The organism is Micromonospora sp. CA-111912 (assembly GCF_050948415.1).
Classification (GTDB): domain Bacteria; phylum Actinomycetota; class Actinomycetes; order Mycobacteriales; family Micromonosporaceae; genus Micromonospora.
Map to the genome: position 1 here is coordinate 1429552 of NZ_CP192007.1, position 26713 is coordinate 1456264.

Here is a 26713-nt window from a genome sequence, read left to right on the forward strand (position 1 = left end):
GGCCCACCTGGGCGGAGCGGCCTGCCCCGGCGCAGCGGCGCGGGGGTCACTTGCCGGCCGCCGCCACCGCCGCCGTGATGCCCGTGGGGCTGCGGTCGGAGAGTTCCTTGCCGTCGACCTTGATCGTCGGCGTGCCGGTGATCCCGGCCTTGCTCGCGTCCTCGGTGACGTGCTCGGTCCACGCCCGGTACGTGCCGTCGGAGACGCAGGAGGAGAAGTCGTCCCGGTTCAGCCCGACGCCGGCGCCGATCTCGACCAGCTCGTCGTTGCTCAGCCCGGCGCCGCCCTCCGGCGGCTGCCGGTCGAACAGCGCGGCGGTGAACTCCCGGAACTTGCCGCCCTTCGCCGCGCACCCGGAGGCGGCCGAGGACCGGGTGGAGTACTCGGTCGTCGAGAACCGGTTGAGGTAGGCCACCGGGTGGAAGACGACCCGGGCCTTGCCCTCGTTGACCAGCTGCTCGATCGTCGCGCCGCTGCTCTGCTGGAACTGCTTGCAGGCCGGGCAGAGGAAGTCCTCGTACAGGTCGATGGTGGCGGGCCCGTCCCCGTACGCGACTCCGGTGCCGTTCTCGGTCGCGCCGGGCGGGGCGGTGAAGGTGTCGGAGCGCTGGCTGGACCAGACGGCCCAGCCGATCCCGCCGGCGATCACCAGCACGGCGACCGCCGCAACCGAGGTCCAGAGGGTCCGCCGCCGGCGGCGTTCCCGGGCCAGTTGCTGCCGGACCACCCGGGCGGTGTCCCGCTGTCCCTTGCGACTACTCATCCTCGTCCTCCACAGGTGCGTCCGCGAGCCAGCCGTCCATGGAGACGGGGGTTCGGGGCCAGCTCAGCAGGAATCCGGCCAGCGCCAGGAATCCCAGGTCCCGGAGGATCTCCGGGAGGTAGCTCGGGGCCTGTCCGGCGGCGAGCTGCCCGCCGCTGCCGAAGCAGCCGCAGTCGATGGCCAGGCCACGGGCCCAGGCCGAGGCGATGCCGGCGACGAAGACCACCAGGAGCGCGGCCGACACCCCGGCGGCCAGCCGGGTGGCCAGCCCCACCAGCAGCAGCAGCCCCAGGGCCAGCTCGACGAAGGGCAGCGCCGCGCCGATCACCGTCGCGACGTCGTAAGGCAGCACCTGGTACGCGTTGACGGCGCGCCCGGAGGCGGCCAGGTCACCGACCTTGGTCCCGCCGGCGACGAGCCAGACGGCGGCGAGCCCGAGCCGGGCGGCGACGCCCAGCCACGGGCGGACGGCGGGCCAGCGGACGGCCCCGATGCGTCGTGCGGTCATGGTCATTGGTCGCCCCGGCTCCGACGGAAGTTCCCGGTCATCCGGCGAGTGCGTCGCCGACCGCCTCGACCAGGTCGGCGCGGGCCCGGGCCACCCGGGAGCGGATGGTGCCGACGGGCACCCCCTCCACGGCGGCGGCCTCCGCGTACGACAGGCCGAGGAGTTGGGTGAGCACGAAGGCGCCGCGCCGCTCGGCGGGCAGCCGGCGTACCAGATCGGTGGCGCCGAGCTGCCCGGCGGGGTCCGGGTACGGGCGGTCGGCGTGCGCGTGGCCGACCAGCCGCTCGGCGAGCCGCCGCCGACGGACCACGGTGCGCAGGTGGTCGGCGCAGGCCCGGCGGGCGATGCCGAGCAGCCAGGTCCGGGCGCTGGAGCGCCCCTCGAAGCCGGGCAGCGCCCGGAACGCCCGCAGGTAGGTCTCCTGGGTGAGGTCGTCGGCGCTGTCCCGGTCGACCAGCGCGGCGGCGAACCGCCACACCTCGGCCTGGGTGGCCCGGACGAACGCCGCCTGGGCGACCGGGTCACCGCCGCGCGCGGCGAGCGCCCAGTCGGTCGCCCCGCCCCGGGCGGCGTCGCCCGCCGGACCCCGGGCACCGACGCCTGCGGCATCGGGCGGACCGACGGCGGCGGGGTCACGCGGGGCGGGGATCACGTCACATCAGGGTACGCGGCAGAACTGGGCCGGGCAGGGTCCTTCGGCCCTTCCATGGCGTGGCCCACTCGGGGAACTTTCCCGGTCCCCGGCCCGACTACCCGCTCATGACATGCGACGACGTGCGCGCGGCGTTGTCGGCGCGGCTGGACGGCGAGGACCCGCCGGCGGTCGGCACCGGGTCCGGGCCGACGCGGGTGCCGGCCCGGGTCGCCGATCGGCCCCCGCGTCGGCGAGCATGGCCGACATGACTGCTGCCAATCTCCGGCCTCCCCGCCGCCGGCTCGCGCGGGTGGGCGCGCTCGCCGGCCTGCTGGTCACCGTCGTCGCCCTGTTGCTGGCCCCGGCCACCCCCGCAAGCGCCCACGCGGTGCTGGTGAGCAGCAGCCCGGCCGCGTCCGCCGTGGTGCCCGGCGGGCCGGCCGAGGTGGTGCTGACGTTCAGCGAGCCGGTGCGCAAGGTGGCCGGGAAGATCCGGGTGATCGCCCCGGACGGCGCGCGGGCCGACCGGGGGGAGCCGGCCTTCGAGAGCACGGTGGTGACCGTGCCGGTGGACCCGTCCGCCGGGCGGGGCACCTACCTGGTCAGCTACCGGGTCATCTCGGCGGACAGCCACCCGGTGTCCGGCGCGTTCACCTACTCCGTGGGCGCCCCGTCGACGCCGCCGACGGACGCGGGGTCCGACAACCGGGCCGACCCGGTGGTGGAGAACGGGGTCAAGGTCGCCAAGTACCTCGGGTACGCGGGGCTGCTGCTGCTGGTCGGCCCGGCGCTGGTGCTCGGCGCGCTGTGGCCGCGTCGGCTCTCCCGCCGGGGCCCGGCCCGGCTGGCCTGGACGGGGCTGGGCCTGCTGGTGTTCGCCACGCTCGCCGAGCTGTGGTTGCAGGTGCCGTACACCGCCGGGGGCGGGCTGTTCGACGTGACCGGGGCGGGCCTCGGCGACGTGCTGGGCAGCACGTACGGCGCGACGCACCTGGTCCGGCTGGGCCTGCTCGCGGCGGCGGCGTTCCTGCTCCGCCCGCTCTTCGCCGGGCCGGTGGGCCGCACCGACGGGGTGATCCTGGCGGTTCTCGGCGGCGCGGCGCTGCTCACCTGGCCGCTGGCCGGGCACCCGGCGGCCTCGCCCGCCCCGGCCGTGTCGGTGGTGGTCGACGCGGTGCACCTGGGCAGCATGGCGGTCTGGCTGGGCGGGTTGGTGATGCTCGGCGGGTTCCTGCTGCGTCGGGCCGACGAGCGGGAGCTGGGCGCGATCCTGCCGATCTGGTCGCGCTGGGCGGCGCTGGCCGTCGCGGCGCTGCTGCTCGCCGGCACGGTGCAGGCGCTGATCGAGGTGGCCACCCCGACCGCCCTGGTCGACACCACGTACGGGCGGCTGGTGCTGGCCAAGATCGTGCTGTTCGTCCTGGTGCTCGGCGTGGCCGCGTACTCCCGGGCGCTGGTGCGCCGGCGCTCCGCCGCGGGGCGGCCGACGCCGGTGCGGCGGGCGGTGTGGGCGGAGTTGGCGATCACCGCGGTGGTGCTCGCGGTGTCGGCGACCCTGGTGCAGACGCCGCCGGCCCGCACCGCCGGCGCCGACGTGAACGGCACGCAGGCCGGCCTGTTCACCACCACCCTGTCCAGCCCGCTCTACTCCCTCCAGGTCGAGATGGACCCGGCCGAACGGGGCAACAACTCGCTGCACCTGTACGCATACACGAAGGACAATCGACCGCAGCCGGTGGAGGAGTGGAAGGCCACCGCCGCGCTGCCGGCGGCCGGGATCGAGCCGATCGAGATCCTGCTGCTGCCGCTGACCGACAACCACGCGACCGGGGAGCTCAACCTGCCCGCCGCGGGGGAGTGGCAGTTCCGTTTCACCGTCCGGACCTCGGACATCGACCAGGCCACGGTGAGCGCCACCGTGAGCATCCGCTAGAGAGAGGCAGTTCCCCATGCTCCGTCACCGGCGTTCCGCAACCGCCGCCGTCCTGGCCCTCGGCGTCGCCGCCGTGGTGCTCGGCGTGGCCGCGCCCGCCTCGGCGCACGTCTCGGTCAACCCGAAGGAGGCGACCCAGGGCGGCTACGGCCGGTTCGCGTTCCGGGTGCCGAACGAGAGCGACGAGGCCTCCACGACCAAGGTCGAGGTGGTGCTGCCGGAGAACGCCCCGGTCGGTTCGGTGTCCACGATGCCGGTGCCGGGCTGGACGGTGGCGATGGAGAAGCGCAAGGTGGACCCGCCGGTGCAGGTGCACGGCAGCGAGGTCACCGAGGCCGTGTCGAAGATCACCTGGACGGCGACGGGCGACGCGGCGGTCAAGCCGGGCCAGTTCCAGGAGTTCCCGGTCTCGATGGGGCCGCTGCCGGAGGTGGACACGATGGTGTTCAAGGCGCTTCAGACGTACTCGGACGGCAATGTGGTGCGCTGGATCGAGGAGCCGTCCGCCGCCGGGGCCGAGGAGCCGGATAAGCCCGCGCCGGTGCTCACCCTCACCGCGGCGGCCCCGTCGGCGGGGGCGTCGGCGCCGGCCGTGGCAGCCGCCGGCGCGGACGACGACGATGATGACTCCGACGGCGGCGCGGGCACCGCGTTCGGGGTGGCGGGGCTGGTCGCCGGGTTGGCCGGCCTGGCCCTGGGCGGCCTCGCGTTCGCCCGTACCCGGCGGGAGCCGGCCGCGAGGTCCTGAGCCGTCCCGTACCGCCCGCTGGCCCGCCGGTTCGTACCGGCGGGCCAGCGCCTTTTCCGCGTCGCCGTACGCCGTTGCTGGTGATATCGGGTGATTGTGCGATTTGCATCGGTATGGTCGTCCGGGTACCCGGCCACGGAAGGAAACGACACGGATGCGATTCGCTCGCGCGCTCGTCGGCATGCTGCTGCTCACCATCGGAATCCCGGCGCTGCTGGCCGGTGCCGCCCTCGGCGTCGCCACCCGGCGCGTCGACCCCGACGGCGGCGTCACCGCCCGGATCGGCGCGGTGGACCTGCAGGCGGAACTCGCCGCCGGGTGGCTCCCCGTGGCCGTCTGGGCGCTGATCGTCCTGGGTGGCCTGCTGGTGGTGTCCGCCGCGCTCCTGCTGCGACCGGTGCGCCCCCGCGAGGTGGTCTTCGTGGTCGAGCCCGACCAGGTGCCGGTGCTCGCCGGCCGGCTCGGGATGACCTCGCTCGACGCGCTCGGCGCCGGCCCCGCGCCGGCCCCGGCGGTTCCCGCCGAACGACAACTGGTGGCGGTGGGTCCGCCCGCCGGCCGACCCCGCCCGGCGCTGGGGCCGGCCCCGGCCCGCCGCCCGGCCACCCTGGCCGACCTCGCCCCGCCGTCCCCGCCGGCACCGCTGGCCTGGCCGCCGCTGAACCCGGAGACCACGGCCCGGCCGGTGCGCATCGAACCCCGCCGCATCCGCCCGGCAGCGCCCGGCCCGGCCCGCGCCCGCCAACCCTCCTGACCGGTACGCCGCCCGCAGCCTGCGGGGCGGCTGCGCCCCTCCCCGGCGTTGACCGGAGAGTTCGTCACTCGACGGCGGGCGGCCCTCCGCGCTGCCGACGCGGAGGGCCGCCTCACCGGGGGGCCGGTGCCACGGGAGATGCCCGAGGTTGGGGCAAGATTAGCCGGTATCGGCGCTACTCGGGAGTTCTGTCCAGTTGGTGCGATTTCTTATCCCTGGCGGTGGTCGGTCCGGCCCGCCGGGCGACCGGCAGGGTCACCAGCAGCAGCAGGCTCAGCAGCACGTACGTGTTGCGGACCAGGAACTCCCCGGGCGAGTCCGTGCGCACCGGGGCCACCCCCCAGTCGTGGAACGAGACCACCCCGTAGACGATCACCGCGCCGGTGAACACGGCCAGCCCGGTCAACCACCGGCGACGCCGCGCCCCGTCGGGCGTGGCCGGGTTCGTGCCCAGCGCCGCGTCGGCCAGCACCACCACCGCCGGGACGAACCAGTAGATGTGGTGGGTCCAGGTGATCGGGCTGACCAGCGCGCCCACCAGCCCGGTCAGGGTCAGGCCGGTGAGCGCGTCCCCGGCCGAGGCGGCGCGGGCGGCCCGCCACAGCCCGTACCCGGCGACGAGCAGGGCCAGCGCGAGCCACAGCGCCCGGTTCGGCTCGGCCGGCGCGGTGAACCGGCTGAGCAGCCCGAACAACGACTGGTTCCCGGTGTAGTCGGTGCGCCCGACCCGGTTGGTCGCCCACAACTCGTGGGTCCAGAACCGCCACGAGTCCGCCGGGGCCACGGCCGCCACGAGCAGGGTGGCCCCGGCGGCGGTCGCCGACGCCACGGCCGCCTCCCGCCAGCGGCGGGTCGCCAGCAGGTAGACGATGAAGATGCCCGGGTAGAGCTTCAGGGCGGTGGCCAACCCGATGCCGACCCCCGCCCAGCGCCGCCCCTGCGGCACCCCGAAGAGCAGGTCGGCCAGGACCAGCACGACCAGCAGCATGTTGATCTGACCGAAGGTGATCGTCTCCCGGGTGCTCTCCACCGCGAAGACCAGCAGCACCGCGACGGTGAGGGTGAACGTCCGGGGCAGGCCGTGCCGGGCGACGACCGGGGCGAGTAGCCAGCGGGTGGTCACCACCACGGCGAGCGCGGTCAGGATCGTGAAGACCGCGATCGTGAGGCCCAGCGGCAGCAGCGCGAACGGGCGCAGCAGCAGCGCGCTCAGCGGGGGGTAGGTGAAGTACAGCTCGCCCTGGACCCGGTCCGGCTGCGCGTAGTCGTAGAGCGGGTGGCCGGCGGCCCACCAGTCCATCGCCCGCATGTAGATCTTCAGGTCGAAGAAGTTGTGCACCAGCCCGGGCAGGTACAACGCCGGGAGGACGGCAGCCAGGGCCAGCACCGTGACCAGCCGGCGGACCCTGCGGCCGCCCGGCTCGTCGGCGGTGACGGAGGGTGGCGCGATCGGTTCAGCTGGCACGGGGAAACCCTAGCGGTCCATCCGGCCGACAGTGCCGAGGCGCGAGTGCGTGGGCTGCGCGTAGGCTGTGGCCGTGGCTGACCTCCTCGTCTGGATCGACTGTGAGATGACCGGATTGGACCTCGGCAGGGACGCCCTGATCGAGGTCGCCGCGCTCGTCACCGACCCCGACCTCAACGTGCTCGGTGACGGTGTCGACGTGGTGATCCACGCCGACGAGGCGGCGCTGGAGGGGATGCCGGAGATCGTCCGGACCATGCACGGCAAGTCCGGCCTCACCGAGGAGGTCCGGCGTTCGGCCGTGACCCTGGCCGAGGCCGAGGACCTGGTGCTCGACTACGTCACCAGCCACGTCAAGGACCCGCGCACCGCGCCGCTGTGCGGCAACTCCATCGCCACCGACCGGGGCTTCATCGCCCGGGACATGCCGCGCCTGGACGCGCACCTGCACTACCGGATGATCGACGTCTCCTCCATCAAGGAGCTGTGCCGGCGCTGGTACCCGCGGGTGTACTTCGGGCAGCCGCGGAAGGGGCTGGCCCACCGGGCGCTGGCCGACATCCGGGAGAGCATCCGCGAGCTGGAGTACTACCGGCGTACCCTCTTCGTCCCGCTGCCCGGCCCCGATGTGGACACCGCCAAGGCCATCGCCGCCGAGCTCTGAGCCCCGGGCCCCGGCCGCGCGGGTTCAGCGGGCGGTAAGGCCGCGCCGGGTGGAGACGCCGGCCGGCAGCCGGTTCAGCGCCGCCCAGGACAGCGCCGGCTCCGTGCGGCACGCGTTGCGCACCTCGCGGTACGCCCGCTGCGCGGGGAACCGCCCGCCTGCGGCTTCCCGCCAGCGGCGCTCGGCGTCCTGTTGGTACCGGTCATAAGGCAGATTCGGCATGACCATACCGTCCCAGAGAAAGTTGTACATGAATGGAAATGGTTATGACGTTCGATCGATGAGTCCGGTTCCCGTCGACGGCAACCGGACGACGAATCGACAATCATCGGTGATCTTCGGTACGTCTACCCGCCCGTCGGTCGCCTCAATCAGCCTGAGCACGGTGGTGGTTGGCGTACCGTGATCATGTTGGCCTCGGGGTGGGGCGCGTTCTGGCGGTGCGGAGGAGGGTGACCGGTGCTCGACCGGCGGCTGTACCTGCACCTGGCGACCTGGCTCGGGCAGTGGCCGGCCGGACCCGGACTGAACGTGGTCGGCTCGCGCCGGCGTGCCCTGCCCGCCTGGGACGGCCGGCTCCGCCCGGCGATCGCGGTCGGCGACGGCCGCGGCACGGTGCTTTCGGTGGCGCCCCGGCACGTCCCGGCGGTCCGGGCGCTGGCCGGTCAGTCGGAGCGGCGGCTGATTGCCGGTCTGCCGGCCGCCGTGGATTACCCCGGGTGGGTGTGCCACGAGGACGTTTTCCGGTGGACCCTGGCCCCGGCCCCGCTGCCGGACGTGGGGGAGTGGGTCGCGCCGACCGAGCCAGGGCTGCCGCGGTGGCTGCGGCTGTTCGACCGCGAGGTGCTGGTGGTTCGGGGCGCCGACGGACGGTACCTGGCCGGCGCGGCGATCAAGCGGCACGACGCCCACGGGCACGAGTTGGCCGTCGGCACCGCGCCGGAGGCCAGGGGGCGCGGGTTGGCGCGCCGGCTCGTCGCCCGGGCCGCCCGCCGGGTGCTCGACGGGGGTGCGGTGCCGACGTACCGGCACGACCCCGCCAACGTCGCGTCGGCGCGGGTCGCCGAGGCGGCCGGCTTCGCGGACCAGGGCTGGCGGTCGTACGGGGTGTACCCGCCGTGACTCCGGGCCCCGGCGGCCCGTAGCTGCCCGCCGGCCCCGGCCGGTGCCCGTGGCCGCCGGTGTGACGGCGGACACCGGTGGGTAGGGGTGGCCGCATGGCTGACAACCGCGCACCGACACCGGATCCGGAGCCCGAGTACGGGTCCGGGTCGCGCCCCACCGGCCCGTCCGGCCCACAGGGCGGTGGCCCGCCCGCGACCGTCGCCCCCGGCCCGCGCGACGCCGCGCCGGACGCCGTCCCCGGTGCGGACACCGTCGCCAAGCCGTCCCGCCGCAAGGACCGCACCCGCTACCTCTACCTCGCGGTCATCGCCGCCGTCCTCGCGGGCATCGCGGTCGGGCTGCTCTTCCCCGCCTTCGGCAAGTCCCTTGCCCCGCTCGGCACCGGTTTCGTCAACCTGATCAAGATGATGATCGGTCCGGTGATCTTCTGCACCATCGTGCTCGGCGTGGGCTCGGTACGGAAGGCGGCGCAGGTCGGCAAGGTCGGCGGCCTCGCCCTCGGCTACTTCCTGCTGATGTCGACCGTCGCGCTGGCGATCGGCCTGGTGGTCGGCAACCTGATCCACCCGGGCTCGGGGCTGGCCCTCGACGGCGCGCTCGCCGGTGCCGGCCAGAAGGCTGCCGGTGGGGAGTCCGAGGGGACCGTCGACTTCGTTCTCGGCATCATTCCGACCACCCTGTTCTCCGCGCTGACCGAGGGCGACGTGCTTCAGGCGCTCCTCGTCGCGCTGCTGGTCGGGTTCGCGGTGCAGAGCCTCGGCCGGCGTGGCGAGCCGGTGATCAATGCGATCGCCGTACTCCAGCGGGTGGTCTTCAAGGTGCTTGCGATGATCATGTGGCTGGCGCCGATCGGTGCGTTCGGGGCGATCGCCGCCGTGGTCGGCGCGACCGGCGTGGACGCGCTGAAGAGCCTGGCCCAGATCATGCTCGGCTTCTACGCCACCTGCGCGATCTTCGTGTTCCTGGTGCTCGGCGCGCTGCTCTGGTTCGTCGCCCGGATCTCGATCTTCAAGCTGCTGCGCTACCTGGGCCGGGAGTTCCTGCTGATCCTGTCCACCTCGTCGTCGGAGTCGGCGCTGCCCCGGCTGATCGCCAAGATGGAACACGTCGGGGTGAGCAAGCCGGTGGTCGGCATCACCGTCCCCACCGGATACTCGTTCAATCTCGACGGCACCGCGATCTACCTGACCATGGCCGCGCTGTTCATCGCCGAGGCGATGGGCAAGCCGCTGTCGATCGGCGAGCAGATCTCGCTGCTGCTCTTCATGATCATCGCCTCGAAGGGGGCGGCCGGGGTGACCGGTGCCGGCCTGGCCACCCTGGCCGGCGGCCTCCAGTCGCACCGCCCGGACCTGGTCGACGGGGTGGGGCTGATCGTCGGGATCGACCGGTTCATGTCCGAGGCCCGGGCGCTGACCAATTTCGCCGGCAACGCTGTGGCCACCGTGCTGGTCGGCACCTGGACCCAGGGCTTCGACCGGGACCGGGCGAAGCGGGTGCTGCGCGGCGACGACCCGTTCGACGAGGCGACCATGCTCGACGACCCGCACGGAGACGACGTGCCCCGCGACGGGACGGAGGCGGATGTGCGGGCAGCCGACCCGGATCGCCCGGTGCTCGCCCTGCGCTGACGCGCGCCGGCCGGTGCCGCAGGCGGGGCGCGGACCGTGGATCCCGGGCCGGATCCACGGTCCGCAGCCTTCCCCCAGGCCCTCCCGTGGGGCGGCCGGTCGCTCCCACCGGCCGCCGTCCCGCCCATGACGCTACGTATCGATATTGGGTCGGGCAAGGGGTGATCGGCGGGTTGACGGTGTCGTTTAGTGGACTTGACCTGGGGTGAAGTGGGTCAGCCGGTTTCCGGAGCTAGTGACGCAGAGTGCGGATCGGGGTCGGCGTCCGGCGGGTGGAGCCGGAGCGGCTCCGGCGGCTCGGGGTCAACCGGCCAGGCCGAGCGCCTCCGCCGCCGCCCGCCCGTTCGCGTGGCTCGCCCCGTACGTGGTCACGTAGGCGCGAGCGCCCGTCGGCCGCCACCGGCCCGGCCAGCCCATCTCCACCACGGTCACCGGATGCGTGGCGGCCAGCGCGTCGACCAGGTCGGGGCCGCCGGGGAGCCGGTGCAGGTGCCGGCCCACCAGCACGATGGGCCGGGCCCCGGCGAGCCCGCGCAGGGACGCCACGTCGGTCTCGGCGGCCACCACCCGCACCTCCTCCAGCCCGGCCAGGTGCGGGCCGAGCCCCCACGGCACCCGCTCCTCGGCGATCGTGGACGCGGTGTGCAACTGGACCACCAGCGGCCGGCCCAACCCCGTGACGTCGCCCTCGACGCGGACGGCACGCCGCGCGACGGCGTACCCGAGGTCGGTCGGGGCGGGGGGCGGCGTGCCGGCGGGCCGGGTCCAGGCCGCGAGCGCCGCGGTGCGGCCGGCGGCCTCCTCCACCCGGGCCCGGTCCAGCCGACCGTCGCCGAGCGCGTCGACGATCTCGGCGGCCACCCGCTCGACCAGCTCGGCGTCGACCTTGAACCCGATGCAGAGCAGGTCCGCCCCGGCGGCGAGCGCGCGGACCGCGGCCGGGCCGACGCCCCCGGCGGCGAGCACCGCGCCCTGCATCTCCAGCGCGTCGGTGATCACCGTCCCGGTAAAGCCGTACTCGCGGCGCAGCAGGTCGACCAGGACCGCCCGGCTGAAGGTGGCCGGGTCGCCCCCGGTCAGCGCGGGGACCCGGATGTGCGCCGTCATGATCGACCGCACCCCGGCCCCGACGGCGGCGGCGAACGGCGGCAGGTCCCGCTCGCGGAGGACGGCCGGTGACACGTCCACGGTCGGCAGCTCGTGGTGGGAGTCGGCGACCGTCGCGCCGTGGCCGGGGAAGTGCTTCGCGCAGGCGGCCACGCCGGTCGACTGGAGGCCGGCGACGGCGGCGGCCGAGTGGACGGCCACCCGGGCCGGGTCGGCGCCGAACGAGCGGGTGCCGATGACCGGGTTCTCGTCGGCGGTGTTCACGTCCACGGTCGGCGCGAGGTTGACGGTGATCCCGAGGGCGGCCAGCTCGGCCCCGATGGCCGCGTACACCCGCTCGGTCACCGCCGGATCGTCGACCGCGCCGAGCGCGGCGTTGCCCGGGTACGGGCTGCCGGTGGCGCGGGCGAGCCGGGTGACGTCGCCGCCCTCCTCGTCGATGGCGACCAGCACGTCGGGCCGGGCCGCGCGCAGCGCCGCCGTGCTCGCCGCGAGCTGGGCGAAGTCGTGCACGTTCGTGCCGAACAGGGTGTGCCCGGCCAGGCCCTCGCCCACGAGGCCGACGGCCCAGTCCGGCGGGACGGGCCCCGGGTACGCGGCGAGTAGGGTGCCCAGCGCGAGCCGGCGCAGTCCTGGATCGGTCCCCACGAGTCTGTCCCCTTCCGGTGCCCGAGGGCACGAACGTCGTACCGGGTTCGCCGGCGGGACCACGGTCGCTGCCGGGTCGTCCGACCACCCGGTCCCGGGCGGCCGTTACGCTACGGACACCCGTCTGCAGGTCGGTAGTGGTGAGTAGAGTTTACGAATAGCTAGAGGACATGGCATGAGTGCGACCCGGCTGCCCGGCACCCCCCGCCTGTTACGAGCGCTCAACGACCGCGCGACATTGGAGCTGTTACTCGAGCGCGGGCCGCTGACCCGGGCCCGGATCGGCGAGCTGACCGGCCTGTCCAAGGTCACCGCCAGCCAGCTGGTCGAGCGGCTGGAGGAGCGCGGCCTGGTCGCCCGGGTCGGCGAGCAGGCCGGCGGGCGGGGCCCGAACGCCCAGCTCTACGCCGTCCGGCCCAGCAGCGCGTACGTGGTCGGGGTGGAGGTCGGCGCGGACCGGGTGGTCGCGGCCTGCGCCGACATCACGGGCGCGGTGACCGGCCGGGTGGAGCAGTCCACCCGGGACACCGACGACCCGGTCGGCGTGGTGCACAACGCCGTCGTCCAGGCCGCCAGCAGCGCCGGGGCCGAGTTGTCCGGCGTGCGTCGGGTGGTGCTGGGCACGCCCGGCCTGGTCGACCCGGGCACCGGCGACATCACCTTCGCGTTCAACCTGCCGCGCTGGCACCGTGGCCTGCTCGCCGCGTTGCGCGAGGACCTGGACACCCCGGTGGTCTTCGAGAACGACGTCAACCTGGCCGCCGTCGCCGAGGCGCAGTCGGGCGCGGCCCGGGAGTTGGCCGACTTCGTGCTGGTCTGGTTGGGCGCGGGCGTCGGTCTGGCGATCATGCTCGGCGGACGGCTGCACCACGGCAGCAGCGGCGCGGCCGGCGAGATCGGCTACCTGCCGGTGCCCGGGGCGCCGATCCCGCGCGACGTGTCCCGCCGGGCCAAGCCGGCCTTCCAGCAGCTCGCCGGCAGCGACGCGGTGCTGGCGGTGGCCCGGGAGCACGGCATCGTCGCCGACTGCGCCGCCGAGGCGGTACGCGCGGCGGTCGAGGCCGACGCCGCACCGGTGCTCGACGAGCTGGCCCGCCGGCTCGCCCTGGGCGTGGCGAGCACCTGCGTGGTGCTCGACCCACCGCTGGTGGTGCTCGCCGGCGAGGTCGGGCGGGCCGGCGGCGCGGCGCTGGCTGGGCGGGTGCAGCGCGAGGTGGCGGCGATCACCCTGGTCCGCCCCCGGGTGGTGCCGAGCGGGCTGACCGAGGAGCCGGTCCTGCACGGCGCCCTGCGCACTGCTCTGGACGCCGTGCGGGACGAGGTGTTCGGCAGCACCGTGGGCTGACCACGCGTCCGTCACGTAGGAATTCTTCACCATCACCCGGGGCGCTGCAACAAGTTGTCGCGCCCCGGGTGTGCAGGGTCAGATCAGGTCGCGGCGGCGGAACGCGGCGAACGCGGCCACCGTCAGCCCGCCGGTCACCGCCAGCAGCACCGCCAGCCCGAGCCCCCAGCCGAGCTGGTAGGTGCCGTCGCAGTAGCCGGACACGCCCCGGCACCTGGTGGCGTCGGAGAGCCGGGCCTCCCCGGTCAGCCAGGCGTCGAGGTAGGTGGAGAGCATCCAGTCCTCGCCCCGCGGTATGCCCACCACCTCCACCACCACCCGCAGGCCGAGCTCCCACACCACCGTGTACGCCATGACCGCGCCGAGCGCCGCCGCCGTCCGCCGGCCGAGGGTGGCGATGGCGAAACCGGCCGTCGCGGCGAACAGCACCAGCACCACCCCGCGGGCCCAGGTCAGCCACAGCCACGGCCAGAAGCCCTCGTCGGTCGCCCCGGGCATCCCGGCGGTCTGCCCGATCAGCCAGAACGCGCCCCCGTACGCCGTCGACGCCAGCACCGACACCGCCGTCAGCGCGCCGAGCAGCGTGCCCAGCTTCGCGCCGAGCACGGCGAGCCGCCGGGGCCGCCAGATCAGCAGGTTGACCACCCCGCCGGTGGACAGGTCCGCCCCGATGTACGAGGCCCCGACCAGGAACCCGAACAGCACCAGGAAGAGGATCAGGAGGTACAGCAGCGGGCGGGCCTGGTTGGCGAAGTTGAACACCCCCTGGAGGTGGTCGGTGGCCACCGGCAGCCGCTCCCGCTGGGCAGGGTCGAACGCCGAGCAGTCGTCCGGGAAGCTCTCCGCCTCCTCCGGCGGCAGGTTTCCCCGCGCGGCAGCCAGGCACCGCTGGTACGTGGACTCCAGGGCCTGCCGTTCCTCGGCCGCCGCCTGCTGGGCCTCGGCGACCTCGATCGACGACGGCCGGTGCGAGCCGACCAGGGTGGTCACCGCGGTCACCCCGAACGCCAGCACCAGCAGCACCAGCATGAGCTGGACGAAGCGGCGCGCGGCCAGCCGCTCCAGCTCGGCCCGTACCAGGTTCACGCCCTTGCCTCCCTGTCGTCGCCGACGGTCACGTCGAGGTCGATGAGCCGGCCCTCGCCGGGTTCGACGGGTGCCGGCTCGTAGGCCAGCCCGGGCAGCTCGGGACGCTCCGCCCCGTCGTCGGTGAGCTCCAGGAAGACGCTCTCCAGGTCGGGCCGCAGCGGCACCAGCTCGCGGACCCAGAGCCCCTGCTCGCCCAGCAGCCGGCTGATCTCGCCGGCGTCGGGCACCCCGCCGACGACGAGGTGCTCGGCGCGTTCCTCCACCGGCAGCCCCTCCTGGCGCAGCAGCTCCGCAGCCCGCCCCTGCTCGGGCACCCCGACCTGCCACTCGTGCTGGTCGTGGCCGTCCAGCACGCCCTCCACCGGCCCGGCGGCCACCCGCCGCCCCCGGGAGATGATCGTCACGTGGTCGCAGATCAGCTGGATCTCGCCGAGGATGTGGCTGGACAGCAGCACGGTCACCCCGGCGGCGGCCAGCTCCCGCATCAGGTCCCGCATCTCCCGGATGCCCGCCGGGTCCAGCCCGTTCGCCGGCTCGTCCAGGATCAGCAGCTCCGGCTCCTTGAGCAGGGCCGAGGCCACCGCGAGCCGCTGCCGCATGCCCAGCGAGTAGCCCTTGACCTCGTCGGCGCCCCGGCCGCGCAGCCCCACCTGGTCCAGCACCTCGTCCACCCGCCGGGTCGGCACCCCGCCGGCCAGGGCGAGCAGCCGCAGCGTGCGGTGCCCGGTGAAGTTGCCGAAGAACTGCGGCGTCTCCACGATCGCGCCGACCCGCCCGGCCACCGCGGCCGACCGGCGCGGCACGTCCTCGCCGAACAGCCGCATCCGGCCCGCGTCGGCGCGGACCAGCCCGAGCAGGGCGCGCAGCGTGGTGGTCTTGCCCGAGCCATTCGGCCCCAGGAAGCCGTGGATCTCGCCCCGCCCCACCAGCAGGTCGAAGCCGTCGACGGCGACCTGGCGGCTGCGGCGCGGGCCGTGGAAGGTCTTGCGTAGCCCCTCGATCTCGATTACGGCGCTCACCCGAGACGCTCCCTGAATTGGTATGGCATCTGGTTCCTCCCCCGTGCGGTGACCAACGCCACGGCGCCTCACCCTAGGGCGTGGCCACCGCCCGTGGGGGGCGGTGCGGCGGTGCGTGGTTGGATGGACGGGTGACTGGTGACCTGATCCCCGGCGTCGTCGGCGCCGCCCCCGCCACCGCCCCCGTGGACGCGGATCTGGTGGTCAGCCTGGACGGTGTGGGCGTACGCCGGTCCGACACCGCGCTGCTGCACGACGTGGACTGGCGGGTCGAGCTGGACGAGCGCTGGGTCGTGCTGGGGCCCAACGGGGCCGGCAAGACGACGCTGCTGAGCCTGGCCGCCGGCCGGCTGCACCCGACCACGGGCACGGCGCACGTGCTCGGCGAGCGGATCGGCCGGACCGACGTCAACGAGCTGCGGACGCGGATCGGCCTGTCCACCGCCGCCCTCGCCGAGCGGGTGCCCGCCGAGGAGCGGGTGGTCGACGTGGTGGTCACCGCCGCCTGGTCGGTGGTGGGGCGCTGGCGGGAGAGCTACGACCGCACCGACGAGGCCCGGGCCCACGCCCTGCTCGGCCAGTTCGGCATCGGCCACCTCGCCGACCGGGCGTACGGCACCCTGTCCGAAGGGGAGCGCAAGCGGGTGCAGATCGCCCGGGCGCTGATGACCGATCCCGAGCTGCTGCTGCTCGACGAGCCCGCCGCCGGCCTCGACCTGGGCGGGCGCGAGGACTTGGTGGCCCGGCTGGCCGAGCTGGCGTACGACCCGGACGCCCCGGCCCTGGTCCTGGTCACCCACCACGTCGAGGAGATCCCGCCGGGCTTCACCCACGCCCTGCTGCTGCGCGAGGGCGGCGTGATGGCCCAGGGGCTGCTCGCCGACACCCTGACCGCCGACAATCTCTCCAAGACCTTCGGCCTGCCCCTGACGGTCGACCGCGTCGGCGACCGCTGGACGGCCCGCGCCGCCTGAGCCGCGAGGAGTGTCGAGCGTGCAGCAGACCCGGGTGGTCGTGGTGGGCAGCGCCAACATGGACCTGGTGGCCACCGCGCCGGCCCTGCCGCGTCCCGGTGAGACGGTGCTCGGCAGCGCCTTCGTCATGGTCCCCGGCGGCAAGGGCGCCAACCAGGCCGTCGCCGCCGTGCGGGCCGGCGCGTCCTGCGCGTTCCTCGGCGCGATCGGCTCCGACGCGTTCGGGGTCACCCTCAAGGCCCGAATCACCGCGGCCGGTGTCGACACCGGCCAGCTCCGCGTGGTGTACGGGGCGTCCGGCGTCGCCCTGGTCATGGTCGGCGCCGACGGTGAGAACGCGATCATGGTCACCCCGGGGGCGAACGCCGCGTTCACCGATCTCACCGAGGGCGAGCTGGCCGCCGTGCGGGCGGCGGACGTGCTGGTCGCCCAGTTGGAGATCCCGGTCGCGACGGTGACCGAGGCGGCGCTCGCCGCCCGCGCCGCCGGCACCCGGGTGATCCTCAACGCGGCGCCGGCCCAGCGGGTGCCGGACGAACTGCTCGCCGCCGTCGACCTGCTGGTGGTCAACGAGAACGAGGCGCTGGCGCTCACCGGGCGCGGCCGGGACGACCCGGGAGCGCTGCTGGCGCTCGCGCCCCGGGCGGTGCTGACCCTGGGCGGGGACGGCGCCTGGTACGTCGAGCGGGACGCCGAGCCCGCGTACGTCCCGGCGGTGCGGGTCGACGTGGTCGACTCGACGGCAGCCGGGGACGCCTTCACGGCGGCCCTCGCCGTGGCCTGGGGCGAGGGGCGGGACCTGCTTGCCGCCGTGCGGTGGGCGGCGGCGGCCGGTGCGGCCTGCGTACGCCGGCTCGGCGCGTCCGTGGCCCTGCCCCGCCGGGCCGAGATCGACGAGCTCCACGCCCCGTCGGCCTGACGGGCCAGACGCCGTCAGCCGGCTCCGGGTCGGTCAGCCCGGGTCGGTCAGCCCGGGTCGTCGGTCAGCTTCTCGCCCCGGCGACGCAGCATGCCCAGGCCGGGGATGCCGGCGACGGCGAGCCTCAGGTCCCGGGTGACGTCGAGCAGGTCGTGCAGGTCCGGCCCGACCCGGTCCAGGGTGGCCAGGATCGGCAGGATGTCGGCGGTGAGATGCTCCTTGAGCTTGGGCAGCTCGTCGACCAGCCGGATAGCCGCCGTCACCTCCTCGTGGCTGAGTTCCTCGACGAAGCGGGTCGCCATCGGCGCGGCCCGCCGCAGCGCCGGCTCGTACGCGGCGAGCAGCTCGCCGGCGGTGTCGGCCGCCCCGGCGGCGGCGTCCACCGTGGCGGCGGCCCGGCTGGCGACCCCCTCGGCCGAGGCGACCACCACGGCCGCCGCGGTGGCGACCCCGGTGGCGGTGTCGATCGCGGTGGTCGCGGAGGCGCTGATCACGGCCACCTCCCGGACGGCGGCCTCGGCGTCGTCGAGCACCCGGTCCGTCCGGTCCAGCGTCCCCTCGATCCGGTCCACCACCCCGTTGATCCGGGACAGCAGCGCCTCCACCCCGTCCAGCACCGCGAACGCGCGGACCGGGACGGCGGCGAACGAGGCGGCCGAGCCGAGGGCCTGATCGAAGGCGGACCGGGTGAGGCCGAGGACAGCGGTCGGTCGGGGAAGGGGAATCGCCATGCCTCCCAGTGTGCGTCGGGCCGGCCAGTGCCGCCCGGTCAGCGCCCGGCGGCCCGGGCGACGCGCGCTGCCCACCAGATCAGCGGGGCCTGCGCCGGCAGCCGGCCGTAGGCCACCGCCCGGCGGGCGGGACTCCGGTGCCGCCAGTCGCCGGCCATCCGCACGTTCGCCGGTAGCACCGCCACGAAGAGCGCGGCGGCGGCCAGCCCGCCCCTGCGCCGGGTACGCGGGTGGGCCACGGCCGCGGCCACGGCCAGCTCCGCGACCCCGCTGGCGTACGTCCAGAAGCGGGCCGGGCCGGGCAGCGCGCGCGGCACGATCGGGTCGTAGAGGCCGGGCTTCACCAGGTGGGTGACGCCCGCGGCGGCGAGCAGCCCGGCCAGGGCGAGCGCCTCACCACGGCGTTCGGTCATCGGCGCTCCCCCTGCTGTTCGACGGCGCGCTGCACGGCGCGGTAGATCTGCCCGAACCGTAGCGCGTCCGGGGTACGCAGCAGCATCACCTCCTGGCCGTGGTGCTGCACCCACAGCTCGTTCACCCGGTTGCCCCGCTCGTACGAGCGGTCCAGCCAGCCGAGCGGCACCTCCAGGAATGGGACCAGGGCCAGCGCGCCCACGGCACAGGCAGCCAGGATGATCAGGGCCAGCGTCCAGTTGCCCCGGTCCTGCGCAGACCAGGCGAGCGACACCACGCAGACCAGCGCCACCAGCGGTGGCAGCGACAACAGCAGCACCAGCACGCCCCGGCCGACCACCCGCCCGCGTACGGCGAGGGTGGTCCGCCCCCGCGCGTGCCAGACGTACGTGACGTCGGCGATTCCGATGGTGTGGCCGCCCACCCGGATCGACTCGGACGTCACCTGTACCGCGTCGTCCCGGTAATAGAGGGTCATCACTAAGGCTAACCGGCCGTGGCCGCGCCGCGCCTCCGCGTGTGGGGGTCTTTCCGGCGCGTGGCCGGCGTGGTGAGGCGTTGCGCGGTGGGGGTTCCGGGGCCCTTTGGAGCTGCCCCGCCTGTGCGCGGCCCGTCCCCCGGGTCTGCCCCGTCCATGCGGGCAGCCCCATAGGCGGTCGGAAACACCTCCGTCGCATCGCGAGCGGCGAACCTCTCCGCCCCGGCGTACCGTCCGTGGGCGGGACCGGGCGGGACCTCTACGTCCTGTTGCGCGGCCTGGCGATGTTGCCCGACGGGCCTGTGTCCCGCACCCGGAGGGCCGGCGACTGGCTACTCTCCACCGCGCGCTGCACAGCCCGGTAGATCTGCCCGAAGCGCAGCGCGTCGCGGGTGCTCAGCAGTCGCACCGGGTGGCCGCGCCACCGGACCCACAGTTCAAGCTGCCGGCTGCCTCGGGCGTACGAGCGGTCCAGGTGCTCGAAGAGGAAGTCGGCGACCGGTCCGACGGCGAGCCCGACCAGCACCGAGGCCCCCACGATGGCGATCGTGACGGTCAGCGAGCGGTGCAGCCACAGCGCCAGCGCCACGCCCAGCGCGGCGGCGACCAGTGGCCCGGCGAGTGCGGCGCCGATCGCGCCCCGGCCGACGAGCACCCGCCAGGACCGGCTGCCGCGCAGGTGCCAGACCATGCTGATCTCGGCCAGCGGGTACGCCTGGCCGTCCACGTGGATGGCGGCGGAGGTGACCTGCACCGACCTGTCGTCGTAGTACCTGACCATGGCGGACTCCGTGACGCGGGGTGGACACCAGACTACTTACCCCAACGACCCGGGCCGTAAGGTTGGCACGCGACTTCGACGAGGAAGTGAGGGCGGCGTGAGCGAGTTCGTGCGGCTGGAGACCAGGGACGGCATCGGCACCATCCGGTTGGAGCGGCCGCCGATGAACGCGCTCAACAAGCAGGTCCAGGAGGAGTTGCGGGCCGCCGCTGCGGCCGCCACCGCCGACCCCGAGGTCCGCGCCGTCATCGTGTACGGCGGGGAGAAGGTCTTCGCGGCCGGCGCGGACATCAAGGAGATGGCCGACATGTCCTACGTGGACATGGCAGAGCGGGCGGCCGGCCTGTCCAGCGCGCTCGGCGAGTTCGCCCGGATCCCCAAGCCGGTGGTCGCCGCGATCACCGGGTACGCCCTCGGCGGCGGGTGCGAGCTGGCCCTGGCCTGCGACTGGCGGGTGGTGGCCGAGGACGCCAAGCTCGGCCAGCCGGAGATCAAGCTCGGTGTCATCCCCGGCGCGGGCGGCACCCAGCGGCTGGCCCGTCTCGTCGGCCCGGCCCGGGCCAAGGACCTGATCATGTCGGGCCGGATGGTGGACGCCCAGGAGGCGCTGCGGATCGGCCTGGCCGACCGGGTGGTCCCGGCCGCCGAGGTGTACTCCGCCGCCGTCGAGTTGGTGAAGCCGTACCTGAAGGGTCCGGTGCAGGCGCTGCGGGCGGCGAAGCTCGCGGTCGACGGCGGCCTGGACATGGATCTCACCTCCGGCCTGGCCTGGGAGAGTCAGCTCTTCGCGGCGCTGTTCGCCACCGACGACCGGCGCGAGGGGATGGCCGCCTTCGTCGAGAAGCGCAAGCCGGACTTCACCGGGCGCTGACCCGAGGGCGGTTCACATTCCGCCTACCGGCCAGTAGCGTGTGACTCCGGCCACGGACGAGGGGAACGGCGATGACGGAGCGGGTCGAAGGTCACGGCGGGGAACTGGCGCTCGCGGCGCTGCGCGCGCACGGCGTACGGGAGATGTTCACCCTCTCCGGCGGGCACGTCTTCCCGCTCTACGACGCGGCCCACAAGGCCGGATTCCCGCTCTACGACGTCCGGCACGAGCAGTCGGCGGTCTTCGCGGCCGAGGCGGTGGCCAAGCTCAACCGCCGCCCCGGCCTCGCCGTGCTCACCGCCGGCCCCGGCGTCACCAACGGCATCTCCGGGCTGACCAGCGCGTTCTTCAACGCGTCGCCGGTGCTGGTGCTCGGGGGTCGGGCCCCGCAGTTCCGCTGGGGCTCCGGCAGCCTCCAGGAGATGGACCACCTGCCACTGGTCGCCCCGGTCACCAAGCACGCCGAGACGGTGTTCAGCGCCGACGACATCCCGCGCGCGGTCAGCGCCGCGCTGACGACCGCGCTCACCCCGCACCGGGGCCCGGTCTTCCTGGACGTCCCCCTGGAGGCGGTCTTCTCCGTCGGCGACGCCGAACTGCCCGAGGCGGCCCCGCCCGCCCCGGTCGAGGCCGACCCGGAGGAGGTGGCGAGGGCCGCCGCACTGATCGCCGCCGCCCGCCGTCCGGTGATCATCGCCGGCTCCGACGTGTACGCCGGGGGCGCCGTCGACGCACTGCGGGCCGCCGCCGAGGCGTTGCAGGTGCCCGTCTTCACCAACGGCATGGGCCGGGGCGCGCTGCCGCCGACCCACCCGCTCGCCTTCGCGAAGGCCCGCCGGGTCGCCCTGCGCGGCGCCGACGTGGTCGTCGTGGTCGGCACCCCGCTGGACTTCCGGCTCGGCTTCGGCGACTTCGGGGGCGCCCAGGTCGTGCACGTGGTGGACGCCCCCGGCCAGCGCGCCACCCACGTCCAGCCGGCCGCCTCGCCCGCCGGCGACCTGCGGTTGGTCCTCACCGCGTTCGCCGACCACCCCGGCGACCGGGCCGACCACGCCGACTGGATCGCCGAGCTGCGCGTCGCCGAGGACGCCGCGAAGGCCCGCGACGGCGAGGAGATGGCCGCCGAGACCGACCCGATCCGACCGGCCCGGGTCTACGGCGAGCTGCGCCGGGTCCTCGCCCCGGACGCCATCACCATCGGCGACGGGGGCGACTTCGTCTCGTACGCCGGGAAGTACCTGGAGCCCGCCCAGCCCGGCACCTGGCTCGACCCCGGCCCGTACGGCTGCCTCGGCACCGGCATGGGCTACGCCATGGGGGCCCGGGTCAGCCACCCGGACCGGCAGGTCTGCGTGCTGATGGGCGACGGCGCGGCCGGGTTCTCGCTGATGGACGTGGAGTCCCTGGTCCGCCAGCGGCTCCCCGTGGTGATCGTGGTCGGCAACAACGGCATCTGGGGCCTGGAGAAGCACCCGATGCGGGCCATGTACGGCTACGACGTGGCCGCCGACCTCCAGCCCGGGCTGCGCTACGACAAGGTCGTCGAGGCCCTCGGCGGCGCGGGGGAGCTGGTGGAGAAGGCCGCCGACCTCGCCCCGGCCCTGGACCGCGCCTTCGCCTCCGGCGTGCCGTACCTGGTCAACGTCCTGACCGATCCGGCCGATGCGTACCCCCGCTCCTCGAACCTGGCCTGAGGCCGCCGTCGGCCCTCGGCGTGATCCGCCGAGGGCTGAATCACCGGATTGTCTGCGCCCGTCGCCGTAACGTCAGCCGCGCCTCGGCAGTTTGTCAGTGCCGTCGGCCATGTGGCGTGACGAGCGAGACGACGGGAGCTTTCCATGACGTACGCGATCCGGGCGGAGGGTCTGGTGCGGCGCTTCGGCGCCACCACGGCCCTCGCCGGAGTCGACCTCGCGGTCCCCACCGGGACCGTGTTCGGGCTGCTCGGGCCCAACGGGGCCGGCAAGACCACCATCGTGCGGGTGCTCGCCACCCTGCTCGCCGCCGACGAGGGCCACGCCACCGTGGGCGGGTACGACATCCGCCGCGACGCCCACCGGGTCCGCCAGCTCATCGGCCTCACCGGCCAGTACGCCTCGGTCGACGAGGCCCTCACCGGCACCGAGAACCTGCTGCTGATCGGGCGGCTGCTCGGGCTGAGTCGGGCCGACGGCCGGGCCCGGGCGGGTGAGCTGCTCGCCAGGTTCCAGCTGACCGACGCCGCCGACCGGGCGGCGAAGACCTACTCCGGCGGGATGCGCCGCCGTCTGGACCTGGCCGCCAGCCTCGTCGGCCGGCCGCAGGTGCTCTTCCTCGACGAGCCGACCACCGGGCTGGACCCGCGCAGCCGCAACGAGCTGTGGGACACGGTCCGAGAACTGGTCACCGACGGGGTGACCGTGCTGCTGACCACGCAGTACCTGGAGGAGGCCGACCAGCTCGCCGGCGAGATCGCCGTCGTCGACCATGGCCGGGTGATCGCCCAGGGCACGCCGGAGGAGCTGAAGGCCAAGACCGGCGGCCAGGTGCTCACGGTCCGCCCGGTGGACCCGACCGACCTGGCGACCGTGGTGTCCATCGCCGGCGAGGTGGCCGCCGTCACCCCGGAGGTCGCCCACACCACCGTCACCGTCCCGGTGAACGACCCGGCGGTGCTGCCCGCCGTGGTCCGCCGCCTCGACGCCGCCGAGGTTCCGGTGGCTGAGCTGGCCCTGCGCGGCTCCAGCCTCGACGAGGTCTTCCTCTCCCTCACCGGCCACCGCGCCGAGTCCGACGCCCCGGCCGGGGCCGACCTGGAAAGGACGCCGGCATGACCGCCGCCACCGTCACCGCCCCGCTGGCCCCGGCCCGACGGCTCGGCGTGTCCGCCGGGCTGCGGCACACCCTCACCCTGGCCTGGCGCAGCCTGGTGCAGATCAAGCACAACCCGATGGAGCTGCTCGACCTGAGCATCCAGCCGGTGATGTTCGTGCTGCTGTTCACGTACGTCTTCGGCACGGCCATCTCCGGCTCGCCGGGGGAGTACCTGACGTTCGCGCTGCCCGGCATCATCGTGCAGAACGCCCTCTTCGCCACCATGACCACCGGGTTCGGGCTGAACAACGACCTCACCAAGGGCGTGTTCGACCGGCTGCGCGCCCTGCCGATCGCCCGTTGGTCGCCGTTGGCCGGGCGGATCCTCGCCGACACGGTGAAGCAGGCCTGGTCGGTGTCGCTGCTGATCGGCGTCGGCGCGATCCTCGGCTTCCGGCTGGGCAACGGGGTGTTCGGGCTGCTCGGGGCGTTCGTCCTGCTGCTCGGTTTCTCGCTGGCCGCCGCGTGGATCTCGGTGCTGGTCGGGGTGCTGGTCAGCGAGCCCGAGAAGGTGCAGATCTTCGGCTTCATGGTGATCTTCCCGCTCACCTTCACCAGCAACGTCTTCGTCCCGACCGACCGGATGCCGAGCTGGCTCCAGCACTGGGTCGAGGTCAACCCGGTGACCATCCTGGCCGACGCCCTGCGCGGACTGCTGGTCGGTGGCCCGGTGGCCGCCCCGGTCGTCCAGTCGATGCTCTGGGCCGTCGCCCTCGCCGCCGTCTTCGCGCCCCTGGCGGTTCGGGCGCTCAGGCGTCGAGTGTGACCCGCACCAGCTCGCGGACCGGCTCCAGCCGGCAGTCTGACCGGGCTCGCCGCCGCGTCAGGCCCCCGGCCGGTCGTCCTCCCGGGGCGGGTCGCCCTCCTTGCGGCGCAGGTCGTCCTCGCGCCGGCGCAGGTCGTCCTCCCAGCGGCGGAACAGCTCCTGGTCCTGCTCGCGGGAGTGCTCGGCGAGGGAGCTGAGGAACTCCGGGTCGTCGTCCGGGGCGACGGGCCGGCGGCGCTCGGCCGGAGCGCGGCCGAGCGGCCCGGCCGCCCGGGGCCGGCCCGCGGCGGGCTCCCGTCCCGCGACGAACCAGGCGATCGAGCCGACCAGCGGGAAGATCAGGATGACCAGCACCCAGGCGATCCGGGGCAGGCCGCGGACCTGGCCCTCCTCGGCCGAGAGACAGCTGATCAGCGCGCAGACCGCGAGGACGATCTGGATCAGGAAGAGTAGGACGTACAGCCTGGCCATCCCCCTATCATGGCGCACCTTCGCCCGATCACCACAGTCCGCGCACCGTCAGCAGCACACCCACCGCGGCCTGCCCGAGGGCGGCCAGGGCGACCACGGGCATGGTCCGCGATGTGCCGCGCATCGGGCCCGAGCCGACGGCCCGCCCCCAGCAGAGGACCAGCGCCGCCGCCCAGCCGGCGATCGCCACGCCGGCCAGCACCGCCCCGGTCGCGTCCCCGGTGAGGGCCAACCGGACGGTCAGCACGGTGACGACGGTGAGCGCGAGCAGGGTGCGCCGCCAGGCCAGCCGGGTCCGTTCGGGTTGCAGCCCCGGGTCCCCGGTCACTGGCCGCCGACCGCCCGGACGAGCACGGCCACCACCAGCAGCAGCGCGCCCAGCCCCACGGCGAGGGCGAGGACGGCGGGGAAGCGGGACGCCGGTAGCTCCTCGCCGAGCCGGATGGCCCGCTCGGTGCGGGCCCAGTGGTCCACGGCCCGCACCGCCACCGTCCCGCCGAGCAGCAGCAGCGCGACGGCGATCGCCTCGCGCAGGTGCGCCAGCGGCAGCGGCGGCAGGAACTGGGCCGCGGCCAGCCCGCCGGCGACTAGCGCCAGCCCGGTGCGCAGCCAGGCCAGGAACGTCCGCTCGTTGGCCAGGGAGAACCGGTAGTCGGGCGTGCTGCCCACCGACCGCAGCTCCCGCGGGTCGAACCACCGTCGCACCGTCTCCCACACGAAGCCGATTATCCGCTTTGCCCCCGGCATAGCCTGGACCGGTGACCGATCTTGATGCGATGACGCTGCGTGAGGCGTACGACAACCAGCTGAAGGCATGGGTGCCGGACCCGCTCCCGGCCGGGGTGACCGTGGAGCGGGACGGGCCGCTGTCCCGCATTCTCGGCCTGGACCACGCGGGTTTCCTCAGCTACCGGGACCTGGGCGGCCTGACCGGGGCGGCGCTGGACGAGCTGATCGCTCGGCAGGTGGAGTTCTTCCGGGCCCGGGGCGAGCAGGTGGAGTGGAAGCTGCACGGCCACGACGAGCCGGCCGACCTGCCCGACCGGTTGCGGGCCGCCGGGTTCGTCCCGGAGGAGCGGGAGACCGTCGTGATCGGCCCGGTCGCGCCGCTGGCCGCAGCCCTCCCGGTGGTCCCCGAGGGGGTACGCCTGCGTGAGGTGACCGCCCGCGCCGACCTGGACCGGATCGTGGTCATGGAGGAGGAGGTCTGGGGCGACAGCCGGGGTCACCTCGCCGACGGGCTGGAGCGGGAGATCGCCGCCGACCCGCAGTCGATCACGGTGGTGGTCGCCGAGGCGGGGGAGACCGTGGTCAGCGCCGGCTGGGTGCGCTACGTCCCCGGCACCGGCTTCGCGACGTTGTGGGGCGGCTCGACGCTGGAGGGTTGGCGCCGCCGGGGCATCTACCGGGCGTTGGTCGGACACCGGGCGCGGTTGGCCGCCCAGCGCGACCGCACCCTGCTCCAGGTGGACGCCTCCGACGACAGCCGGCCGATCCTGGAGCGGCTCGGCCTCGTCCCGGTCACCACCACCACGCCCTACATCTACACTCCGTGACCATGGGGCAGCGACTGACGGACGACGAGCGGCTCACCCTGAAGACCGGCGCGTTCGGCGCGGTCTTCCTGGTCTCGAACGCCGATCCGGGCGTGCTCGCGCTGCTGCGGGAGAGCTTCGCCGCGTCCGGGGTGTTGGCGCAGGCGGGCGGGCCGGTGAAGGAGGCCCTCACCACCGGGCCGCTGCCGATGCTGCCCCGCGACTCGGCCCTGGAGATCGAGTCGGTGGTGCTGCCGGCGCTCGGCCGGGCGGTGGAGATCCTGCGGGAGAAGTCCCCGGAGGACGTGGCCGGCTACCGGTCGCTGGTGCTCGCCGCCGCCGACCGGGTGGCCCGGGCGCACCGGGGGGTGGTGCCGGCCGAGGCGGCGGCGATCGACAAGATCAGGGCCGCGCTGGCCGAGCCGGCCTGACCCCCGCCGCACGCGACCCGGCCGGGTCGCGTGCGGTGAGCTGTGTCACTCCGGGG

The 26713-nt window shown here is 74.6% G+C and carries 30 protein-coding genes; 15 read left to right on the top strand and 15 right to left on the bottom strand.

All coding sequences use genetic code 11. The features are described from left to right. Positions 1-46: 46 nt before the first annotated feature. Genes ACQPZO_RS06565 through ACQPZO_RS06575 form a run of 3 tightly spaced genes read right to left on the bottom strand, consistent with a single transcriptional unit; the run spans position 47 to position 1923 of the window. Positions 47-763: a DsbA family protein gene (locus tag ACQPZO_RS06565; protein ID WP_433347966.1), complete on the bottom strand. Its 717-nt coding sequence runs from the start codon at positions 761-763 to the stop codon at positions 47-49. Next, positions 756-1277 (bottom strand): MauE/DoxX family redox-associated membrane protein, encoded by a 522-nt coding sequence (locus tag ACQPZO_RS06570; RefSeq protein WP_433347968.1) that lies wholly within the window; start codon positions 1275-1277, stop codon positions 756-758. The genes ACQPZO_RS06565 and ACQPZO_RS06570 overlap by 8 nt, the downstream gene beginning before the upstream one ends. 31 nt (positions 1278-1308) lie before the next feature. Then, positions 1309-1923 carry a sigma-70 family RNA polymerase sigma factor gene (locus tag ACQPZO_RS06575; protein WP_433347970.1) on the bottom strand — a complete coding sequence of 205 codons (615 nt, stop codon included), beginning with the start codon at positions 1921-1923 and terminating at the stop codon, positions 1309-1311. 247 nt (positions 1924-2170) lie between these two features. Between ACQPZO_RS06575 and ACQPZO_RS06580 the strand changes: the two genes are divergently transcribed. From ACQPZO_RS06580 to ACQPZO_RS06590, 3 genes are all read left to right on the top strand, one after another. Further along, positions 2171-3838: a copper resistance CopC/CopD family protein gene (locus tag ACQPZO_RS06580; RefSeq protein ID WP_433347972.1), complete on the top strand. Its 1668-nt coding sequence runs from the start codon at positions 2171-2173 to the stop codon at positions 3836-3838. Positions 3839-3854: 16 nt separating this feature from the next. Further along, a complete protein-coding gene (locus ACQPZO_RS06585) occupies positions 3855-4586 on the top strand; it encodes a YcnI family copper-binding membrane protein (RefSeq protein ID WP_433347974.1) in 732 nt (243 codons plus the stop codon). A 154-nt stretch (positions 4587-4740) separates the two neighbouring features. Continuing rightward, positions 4741-5340, top strand: coding sequence for a hypothetical protein (locus tag ACQPZO_RS06590; RefSeq protein ID WP_433347976.1), 600 nt, complete (start codon positions 4741-4743; stop codon positions 5338-5340). A 175-nt stretch (positions 5341-5515) separates the two neighbouring features. Here the strand turns inward: ACQPZO_RS06590 and ACQPZO_RS06595 are convergent, their stop codons facing one another. Then, positions 5516-6805 carry a glycosyltransferase family 87 protein gene (locus tag ACQPZO_RS06595; protein ID WP_433347978.1) on the bottom strand — a complete coding sequence of 430 codons (1290 nt, stop codon included), beginning with the start codon at positions 6803-6805 and terminating at the stop codon, positions 5516-5518. Positions 6806-6872: 67 nt separating this feature from the next. Here ACQPZO_RS06595 and orn point away from each other — a divergent pair, with 67 nt between their 5' ends. Beyond that, positions 6873-7469, top strand: a complete 597-nt coding sequence (gene orn / locus ACQPZO_RS06600) for an oligoribonuclease (RefSeq protein ID WP_433347980.1) — start codon at positions 6873-6875, stop codon at positions 7467-7469. Between the two features lie 24 nt (positions 7470-7493). Here orn and ACQPZO_RS06605 read toward each other — a convergent pair whose 3' ends face one another. Then, positions 7494-7691, bottom strand: coding sequence for a DNA repair protein (locus ACQPZO_RS06605; protein WP_433347982.1), 198 nt, complete (start codon positions 7689-7691; stop codon positions 7494-7496). Positions 7692-7928: 237 nt separating this feature from the next. Between ACQPZO_RS06605 and ACQPZO_RS06610 the strand changes: the two genes are divergently transcribed. Together ACQPZO_RS06610 and ACQPZO_RS06615 are read left to right on the top strand one after the other, a co-directional pair. Next, positions 7929-8591 carry a GNAT family N-acetyltransferase gene (locus ACQPZO_RS06610; protein WP_433347983.1) on the top strand — a complete coding sequence of 221 codons (663 nt, stop codon included), beginning with the start codon at positions 7929-7931 and terminating at the stop codon, positions 8589-8591. A gap of 95 nt (positions 8592-8686) precedes the next feature. After that, positions 8687-10225 carry a cation:dicarboxylate symporter family transporter gene (locus ACQPZO_RS06615; protein WP_433347985.1) on the top strand — a complete coding sequence of 513 codons (1539 nt, stop codon included), beginning with the start codon at positions 8687-8689 and terminating at the stop codon, positions 10223-10225. 303 nt (positions 10226-10528) lie between these two features. Here the strand turns inward: ACQPZO_RS06615 and ACQPZO_RS06620 are convergent, their stop codons facing one another. After that, a complete protein-coding gene (locus tag ACQPZO_RS06620) occupies positions 10529-11980 on the bottom strand; it encodes a glycoside hydrolase family 3 protein (RefSeq protein WP_433347986.1) in 1452 nt (483 codons plus the stop codon). 175 nt (positions 11981-12155) lie between these two features. On the opposite strand from ACQPZO_RS06620, the gene ACQPZO_RS06625 reads away from it, so the two are divergent. Continuing rightward, positions 12156-13325, top strand: a complete 1170-nt coding sequence (locus tag ACQPZO_RS06625) for an ROK family transcriptional regulator (protein WP_433347988.1) — start codon at positions 12156-12158, stop codon at positions 13323-13325. 78 nt (positions 13326-13403) lie between these two features. Here ACQPZO_RS06625 and ACQPZO_RS06630 read toward each other — a convergent pair whose 3' ends face one another. Beyond that, positions 13404-14411 (bottom strand): ABC transporter permease subunit, encoded by a 1008-nt coding sequence (locus tag ACQPZO_RS06630; protein ID WP_433347989.1) that lies wholly within the window; start codon positions 14409-14411, stop codon positions 13404-13406. Continuing rightward, positions 14408-15433 carry an ABC transporter ATP-binding protein gene (locus tag ACQPZO_RS06635; RefSeq protein WP_433347991.1) on the bottom strand — a complete coding sequence of 342 codons (1026 nt, stop codon included), beginning with the start codon at positions 15431-15433 and terminating at the stop codon, positions 14408-14410. Before ACQPZO_RS06635 ends, ACQPZO_RS06630 begins: the two co-directional genes overlap by 4 nt. Positions 15434-15564: 131 nt before the next feature. Here ACQPZO_RS06635 and ACQPZO_RS06640 point away from each other — a divergent pair, with 131 nt between their 5' ends. Further along, entirely contained in the window at positions 15565-16407 is an 843-nt protein-coding gene (locus ACQPZO_RS06640; protein WP_405112947.1) for an ABC transporter ATP-binding protein, read from the top strand. Positions 16408-16426: 19 nt separating this feature from the next. Then, positions 16427-17326 carry a ribokinase gene (locus ACQPZO_RS06645; protein ID WP_433347993.1) on the top strand — a complete coding sequence of 300 codons (900 nt, stop codon included), beginning with the start codon at positions 16427-16429 and terminating at the stop codon, positions 17324-17326. Positions 17327-17373: 47 nt separating this feature from the next. Here ACQPZO_RS06645 and ACQPZO_RS06650 read toward each other — a convergent pair whose 3' ends face one another. The 4 genes from ACQPZO_RS06650 to ACQPZO_RS06665 form a co-directional block, all read right to left on the bottom strand. Beyond that, the gene (locus ACQPZO_RS06650) at positions 17374-18057 is read right to left on the bottom strand and encodes a hypothetical protein (protein WP_433347995.1); all 684 of its coding nucleotides are present in this window, start codon (positions 18055-18057) and stop codon (positions 17374-17376) included. Positions 18058-18095: 38 nt separating this feature from the next. Next, a complete protein-coding gene (locus ACQPZO_RS06655) occupies positions 18096-18470 on the bottom strand; it encodes a hypothetical protein (RefSeq protein ID WP_433347997.1) in 375 nt (124 codons plus the stop codon). Then, entirely contained in the window at positions 18467-18949 is a 483-nt protein-coding gene (locus ACQPZO_RS06660; protein WP_433347999.1) for a DUF6232 family protein, read from the bottom strand. Before ACQPZO_RS06660 ends, ACQPZO_RS06655 begins: the two co-directional genes overlap by 4 nt. 259 nt (positions 18950-19208) lie before the next feature. Continuing rightward, positions 19209-19730 carry a DUF6232 family protein gene (locus ACQPZO_RS06665; RefSeq protein WP_433348001.1) on the bottom strand — a complete coding sequence of 174 codons (522 nt, stop codon included), beginning with the start codon at positions 19728-19730 and terminating at the stop codon, positions 19209-19211. A 97-nt stretch (positions 19731-19827) separates the two neighbouring features. Here ACQPZO_RS06665 and ACQPZO_RS06670 point away from each other — a divergent pair, with 97 nt between their 5' ends. The 4 genes from ACQPZO_RS06670 (at position 19828) to ACQPZO_RS06685 (ending at position 24220) form a co-directional block, all read left to right on the top strand. Then, complete coding sequence (locus tag ACQPZO_RS06670; protein ID WP_433348003.1) at positions 19828-20601, top strand: enoyl-CoA hydratase/isomerase family protein; 774 nt, start codon at positions 19828-19830, stop codon at positions 20599-20601. A 71-nt stretch (positions 20602-20672) separates the two neighbouring features. Beyond that, a complete protein-coding gene (locus ACQPZO_RS06675; RefSeq protein ID WP_433348005.1) occupies positions 20673-22295 on the top strand; it encodes an acetolactate synthase in 1623 nt (540 codons plus the stop codon). Between the two features lie 144 nt (positions 22296-22439). Beyond that, positions 22440-23414 (top strand): ATP-binding cassette domain-containing protein, encoded by a 975-nt coding sequence (locus ACQPZO_RS06680; RefSeq protein WP_433348007.1) that lies wholly within the window; start codon positions 22440-22442, stop codon positions 23412-23414. Continuing rightward, positions 23411-24220, top strand: a complete 810-nt coding sequence (locus ACQPZO_RS06685; protein WP_433348009.1) for an ABC transporter permease — start codon at positions 23411-23413, stop codon at positions 24218-24220. The genes ACQPZO_RS06680 and ACQPZO_RS06685 overlap by 4 nt, the downstream gene beginning before the upstream one ends. Positions 24221-24277: 57 nt before the next feature. Here ACQPZO_RS06685 and ACQPZO_RS06690 read toward each other — a convergent pair whose 3' ends face one another. Genes ACQPZO_RS06690 through ACQPZO_RS06700 form a run of 3 tightly spaced genes read right to left on the bottom strand, consistent with a single transcriptional unit; the run spans position 24278 to position 25438 of the window. Then, entirely contained in the window at positions 24278-24691 is a 414-nt protein-coding gene (locus tag ACQPZO_RS06690; protein WP_433348011.1) for a PLD nuclease N-terminal domain-containing protein, read from the bottom strand. 28 nt (positions 24692-24719) lie between these two features. Continuing rightward, positions 24720-25019, bottom strand: coding sequence for a DUF202 domain-containing protein (locus tag ACQPZO_RS06695; RefSeq protein WP_433348013.1), 300 nt, complete (start codon positions 25017-25019; stop codon positions 24720-24722). Further along, positions 25016-25438: a YidH family protein gene (locus ACQPZO_RS06700; RefSeq protein ID WP_433348015.1), complete on the bottom strand. Its 423-nt coding sequence runs from the start codon at positions 25436-25438 to the stop codon at positions 25016-25018. Before ACQPZO_RS06700 ends, ACQPZO_RS06695 begins: the two co-directional genes overlap by 4 nt. 11 nt (positions 25439-25449) lie before the next feature. On the opposite strand from ACQPZO_RS06700, the gene ACQPZO_RS06705 reads away from it, so the two are divergent. Together ACQPZO_RS06705 and ACQPZO_RS06710 are read left to right on the top strand one after the other, a co-directional pair. Beyond that, positions 25450-26247 carry a GNAT family N-acetyltransferase gene (locus ACQPZO_RS06705; protein ID WP_433348017.1) on the top strand — a complete coding sequence of 266 codons (798 nt, stop codon included), beginning with the start codon at positions 25450-25452 and terminating at the stop codon, positions 26245-26247. Next, complete coding sequence (locus ACQPZO_RS06710; protein WP_433348019.1) at positions 26244-26657, top strand: hypothetical protein; 414 nt, start codon at positions 26244-26246, stop codon at positions 26655-26657. Before ACQPZO_RS06705 ends, ACQPZO_RS06710 begins: the two co-directional genes overlap by 4 nt. Positions 26658-26713: the final 56 nt, after the last annotated feature.